This is a genomic window from Nocardioides sp. J9, assembly GCF_007829375.1.
Taxonomy (GTDB): Bacteria; Actinomycetota; Actinomycetes; order Propionibacteriales; family Nocardioidaceae; genus Nocardioides.
Genome location: NZ_VLJQ01000021.1, coordinates 1 through 4,656, shown reverse-complemented (window position 1 = coordinate 4,656; position 4,656 = coordinate 1). Strand labels below are relative to the sequence as shown.

3 protein-coding genes are annotated in these 4,656 nt (G+C 73.8%); 2 read left to right on the top strand and 1 reads right to left on the bottom strand.

The annotated features are described in order from the left end of the window. On the top strand, positions 1-807 hold an 807-nt coding region (locus L615_RS02340; protein WP_145723988.1), incomplete at its 5' end, for a VWA domain-containing protein. A 33-nt stretch (positions 808-840) separates the two neighbouring features. Here L615_RS02340 and L615_RS02335 read toward each other — a convergent pair. Beyond that, entirely contained in the window at positions 841-3,675 is a 2,835-nt protein-coding gene (locus tag L615_RS02335; RefSeq protein ID WP_261376528.1) for an FAD-binding and (Fe-S)-binding domain-containing protein, read from the bottom strand. 43 nt (positions 3,676-3,718) lie between these two features. On the opposite strand from L615_RS02335, the gene L615_RS02330 reads away from it, so the two are divergent. Beyond that, the gene (locus L615_RS02330) at positions 3,719-4,537 is read left to right on the top strand and encodes a crotonase/enoyl-CoA hydratase family protein (protein ID WP_145723986.1); all 819 of its coding nucleotides are present in this window, start codon (positions 3,719-3,721) and stop codon (positions 4,535-4,537) included. Positions 4,538-4,656: the final 119 nt, after the last annotated feature.

Genomic DNA, 4,656 nt, shown 5'->3' with positions numbered 1-4,656 from the left:
CCGCCGCCTCCGCCGCCTGCTCCCCCGGCACCGGCGGCACCGGCGGTCAGCCTGGAGAAGCGCCGCGTCGTCGACCTGGAGAAGAAGCTCACCGGCGCCGGGGACACCGCCATGCTGTCGCTGGTCAAGACCGCCGGGGTCTCCCTGGAGAAGAAGGGCCTGTCCGAGCACACCGCCCGGGTGGCGCTGGTGCTCGACATCTCCGGCTCGATGGCCTCGCGCTACAAGAAGGGGCTGGTGCAGCGCCTCGCCGAGCGGGTGCTCGCCCTCGGCCTGCGCTTCGACGACGACGGCGCGGTCGACGTGTTCCTCTTCGGCAACCGCGTGCACCAGCCCGAGCCGCTCACCCTCGACGGCTACCAGGCCTACGTCAAGGGCATCACGCGGAAGTACAAGCTCGAGTACGCCACGAAGTACGGCGCCGCCATGGCCGCCGTGCGCACCCACTACCTCGGCCACGCCGGCGAGCGCGGCGAGCCCGTCGCGGACACGACCCCGGTCTACGTGATGTTCCTGACCGACGGAGCGCCCAGCGACAAGAACGACGCGACGCGGCAGGTCCGGGCGGCGTCGTACGAGCCGATCTTCTGGCAGTTCGTCGGCATCGGCTCGGACCGGTTCGAGTTCCTGCAGCGCCTCGACGACCTCGACCAGCGCTACACCGACAACGCCGACTTCTTCGCCGTCAGCGACGACGAGATCCTCGGTCGCAACCCGATCAGCGACGACGCGCTGTTCGAGCGGCTGATGACCGAGTACCCCGACTGGCTGCGCCGCTCGCGCGGCAACGGGCTGCTGCGCGGCTGACGCCGGGCCGGTAGACCCGGGTCGGTGTGCGGGTCAGCGCCCCGCGAGCAGCTCGGCGAGGTGCTTCGGCTGGGTGCCGGGCGCCAGCTCGTCGATCTGGGTGCGGCAGGAGAAGCCGTCCGCGAGCACGACCCGGTTGGCGGCAGGCGTGCGCAGCGCGGGCAGCAGGTTGGCCTCCGCGATCGCGACCGACACCTCGTAGTGGCCCTGCTCGACGCCGAAGTTGCCGGCCATGCCGCAGCAGCCGGCGACCGACTGCACGCGCGCGCCCGCCTTCTCCAGCAGCGCCCGGTCGGTCTCCCAGCCCATCACCGCGTGGTGGTGGCAGTGCGGCTGCGCCACCACGGTCACCTCCGACAGGTCGGGCGCCTGCCAGTCCTCGGTGCGAGTCAGCAGCTCCGCCAGGGTGACCGTGGCCGCGGCGACCCGGGCGGCGTCCTCGCCCTCGACGAGCTCGGTGAGCTCGTGGCGCAGCACCGCGGTGCAGCTGGGCTCGAGGCCGACGACCGGCAGTCCCGCCCGGGCGTCCTCGGCGAGCGCGTCGACCATCGACCGCAGCCGCTTCGCCGCACCGTCGAGCTGCCCGGTGCTGATCCACGGCAGGCCGCAGCACTCCTGCTGGCGGGTGATCTTCGGCGCGTAGCCCGCGTCGCGCAGCACCTGCGCTGCCGCGTCCGCGACCTGCGGCGCGAAGTGGTTGGTGAACGAGTCGACGAAGAGCACGACGGGCGTGCCGGTGCCACCGCCGGCGAAGGTACGCCGGAAGGTGCGCCGGGCGAACGCCGGCATCCGCCGCCGCGTGTCCACGCCGGCCGCCTTGAGCGCGACCTTGCGAAGGGGACCGACGTCCATCGACTTGTTGGCGAAGCGCGGCATCGCCGAGCCGACCTTGGCCCAGCGCGGCAGCCAGCCGACGGAGTAGTGGCTGCGCGGACGCAGCCTGCGCTTGTAGGTCTGGTGCAGCACCTCGGCCTTGTAGCTGGCCATGTCGGTGCCGGTGGGGCAGTCCGACGCGCACCCCTTGCACGCCAGGCACAGGTCGAGCGCCTCGTGCACGGCCGGTGAGCCCCACGAGATGTCGCTCTCGCCGTTGACGATCTCCTGCAGCAGCCGGGCGCGGCCGCGGGTGGAGTGGATCTCCTCGCCGGTCGCCTGGTACGACGGGCACATCACGCCGCCCGACGCGCTGTTGTCGGCGCGGCACTTGCCGACGCCGGTGCAGCGGTGCACGGCCTGGCCGAAGTCGCCGCCGTCGCTGGCGTAGGCCATCGCGAGGCCCTTGCGCAGGCTCGTCCGCGCCCCGTAGCGCAGGTCGGCGGTCAGCGGCGCCGCGTCCACGATCACGCCGGGATTGAGCAGGCCGTCGGGGTCGAAGGCCTGCTTCACGCCGGCGATCAGGGAGAGCGCGCGGGGGGAGTACATCCGCGGCAGGAGCTCGCTGCGCGCCCGGCCGTCGCCGTGCTCACCGGACAGCGAGCCGCCGAGCGAGGAGACCAGGTCGGCCGCGTCCTCGACGAACGAGCGGTAGCGGTCCGGCCCGTCCGGCGCGTCGAACGCGAAGTCCATCCGCACGTGCACGCAGCCCTCGCCGAAGTGGCCGAAGGGCATCGCGGTCAGCCCGTGCGTGGTCAGCAGCTCGTCGAAGCGGGTGAGGTAGTCACCCAGCCGGTCCGGCGGCACGGCCGCGTCCTCCCAGCCGGCCCACGCGGGGCGGCCCGAGGGCGCCCGGCCCGCCAGCCCGGCCCCGTCGGCCCGGATCCGCCAGAGCCGCTCGGTCGCGACAGGGTTGTCGACCACCAGCGCGGAGACGCCGAGGCCGGCCGCGGCCAGCAGGTCGGCCTTGCGTCGTACGTCGTCGGGGTCGGTGCCGGACAGCTCGACGAACATCCACGCGTCGCCCGCCGGCAGGTCCGGGACGGCGGAGGGGCCGCGGCGCTCGAGGATCACGTCGATGATGCGGCGGTCGATGCCCTCGCACGCGGACGGCTCGAACTTCAGCACCTCGGGCGTCGCGTGGCCGGCGGTCGGGAAGTCGGGGAAGCCGAGGACGACGAGCAGCTTCGCCGGCGGCGTGCTGACGAGGCGGACCGTGGCCTCGTGGATGACCGCGAGCGTGCCCTCGGAGCCGACCAGGGCGCGGGTGACGTCGAAGCCCTTCTCCGGGAGCAGGTGCTCGACGGCGAGCCCGGAGACGTGGCGGCCGAAGGTGCCGAACTCGGTGCGCGCGGTCGCGAGGTCGGCGGCGACGACGTCGCGCACCCGGTCGAGCACGCCGTTGGCGGCCTCGGCGGTCGGGGTGCCGTCCGCGTCGCGACCGGTGACGAGGTCGGTGCCGTCGGCGAGCAGGGCACGCAGGCCGAGGGTGTTGTGGGACGTGCGGCCGAACGCCAGCGATCGGGCGCCGCAGGCGTCGTTGCCGATCATCCCGCCGATCGTGCAGCGGGTGCTGGTCGACGGGTCGGGGCCGAAGCGCAGGCCGTGCGGCGCCGCGGCGGCCTGCAGGGCGGCCTGCACCACGCCGGGCTGGACCACGGCGGTGCCGGCGTCCGCGTCCACCGACAGCACCTGGTTCATGTGCCGGCTGAAGTCGACGACGATCCCGGGGCCGATGGCGTTGCCGGCCACCGACGTACCGGCGCCGCGCGCGGTGACGCTCAGCCCCAGCTCGCGGGCGGCCGCGAGGGTGGCGCGCACGTCGTCGGCGCTGTGCGGGAAGACGACGGCCGCGGGCGGCACGCGGTAGAGCGAGGCGTCGGAGGAGTAGGCGCCGAGGACGGCGGCGTCGTCGCTGACGTCGGGGACCCCGAGACGCCTGATCTCCGCCCCGATCCCGGGCCGGGACACAGGACGAGCAGCAGGACCGGGCACGAGGCGAAATCTATCGGGTCCCCTCGGCACTAGGCTCCGCAGCATGACTGACGAGAAGCGCTTCACCGTCACCCGCGACGGCCACGTCGCCACGGTCGGCCTCGCGGGACCCGGCGGGAAGGCCGTCATGGACGAGCAGTTCTTCTCCGAGCTCGCCGAGACCTTCACCGCGCTGGACGCCGACGAGGCGGTCCGCGCGATCGTCGTCACCGGCTCCGGCCCGCACTTCTCCTTCGGCCTCGACCTCGGCTCCGCGGCCGCCACGTTCGCCCCGCTGCGCTCGGCCACCGACGCCGGCGCCCGCCAGGAGCTGCTCGCGCTCATCCGCCGCTGGCAGCGCGCCGTCGACGTCGTCGCGAACGTGCGCAAGCCCACGGTCGCCGCGGTCACCGGCTGGTGTGTCGGCGGCGGCGTCGACCTCGCGGTCGCCTGCGACGTCCGGGTCGCCTCGGCCGACGCGAGCTTCAGCGTCCGCGAGGCGAAGGTCGGCATCGTCGCGGACCTCGGTAGCCTCCAGCGCCTCGTCGGCGTCATCGGCGACGGCCACCTGCGCGAGCTCGCCCTCACCGGTGACGACATCACCGCCGAGCGTGCCGCGGAGATCGGCCTGGTCAACCACGTCCACCCCGACGCTGACGCCGCCCGTACCGCCGCCGCCGACCTCGCCGCGCGCATGGCCGCCAACTCCCCGCTCGTGCTGCGCGGCATCAAGGACGTCCTCGACGCCGAGCGCGGCCCCCGTGTCGAGGCCGGCCTGCGCTACACCGCCGTCTGGAACGCCGCCTTCCTGCTCAGCAACGACCTCGACGAGGCGATGGCCTCCTTCGTCGAGCGCCGCCCTCCCGAGTACACCGGCCGCTGACCCCGCCCCGACGAAGTGCGCCTCGTGGTGGCGCGAGGTGCGTCTTGTGGCTGCGCGAGATGCGTCTTGTGGTGGTGCGAGGTGCGTCTTGTGGTGGCGCGAGGTGCGTCTTGTGGCTG

What these genes read in the sequence shown, in the direction of transcription:
- L615_RS02330 (WP_145723986.1), top strand. Translation starts at nt 3,719, where the DNA reads ATGACTGACGAGAAGCGCTTCACCGTCACCCGCGACGGCCACGTCGCC.